The sequence below is a fragment of the Pseudomonas sp. 50_B genome (assembly GCF_017491625.1).
In the GTDB taxonomy this organism is placed as follows: Bacteria; Pseudomonadota; Gammaproteobacteria; order Pseudomonadales; family Pseudomonadaceae; genus Aquipseudomonas; species Aquipseudomonas danubii.
Genome location: NZ_JAFGYX010000081.1, coordinates 1 through 540, shown reverse-complemented (window position 1 = coordinate 540; position 540 = coordinate 1). Strand labels below are relative to the sequence as shown.

The following is a 540-nucleotide window of genomic DNA, read 5'->3' as shown; positions in this document are numbered from 1 at the left end:
GTCGCATTGCGCAGAACAGGGGTGGGACCATGAACACCATGCTTTATCCGGAACTCTACAAGTCGCTCGAAGCCGTCCGCTGGGACATGGAAAAGGACATCCCTTGGGACAAGTTCGACGCGTCGCTCCTGACCGACGAGCAGGCGAAGACGATCAAGATGAACGCGATCACCGAGTGGTCGGCGTTGCCCGCGACGGAGATGTTCCTGCGCGACAACCATCACGACAGCGACTTCTCCGCGTTCATGAGCGTGTGGTTCTTCGAGGAGCAAAAGCATTCGCTCGTGCTGATGGAGTATCTGCGCCGCTTCAAGCCGGAACTGATGCCGACCGAAGAGGAACTGCACGCGGTGCGCTTCGAGTTCGATCCGGCGCCGCCGCTCGAGACGCTGATGCTGCATTTCTGCGGCGAGATCCGTCTGAACCACTGGTATCGCCGGGCGGCCGAGTGGCATACCGAGCCCGTCATCAAGCACATCTACGAGACGATCTCGCGCGACGAGGCGCGTCATGGCGGCGCGTATCTGCGCTACATGAAGA

Annotated in this window: 1 protein-coding gene; it reads left to right on the top strand. The window is 60.4% G+C overall.

Features of this window, described 5'->3' with window-relative positions; genetic code table 11:
• Window positions 1-29: 29 nt before the first annotated feature.
• The coding region (locus J5M73_RS30985) for a hypothetical protein (protein WP_207816867.1) at window positions 30-540 on the top strand (511 nt) is incomplete at its 3' end.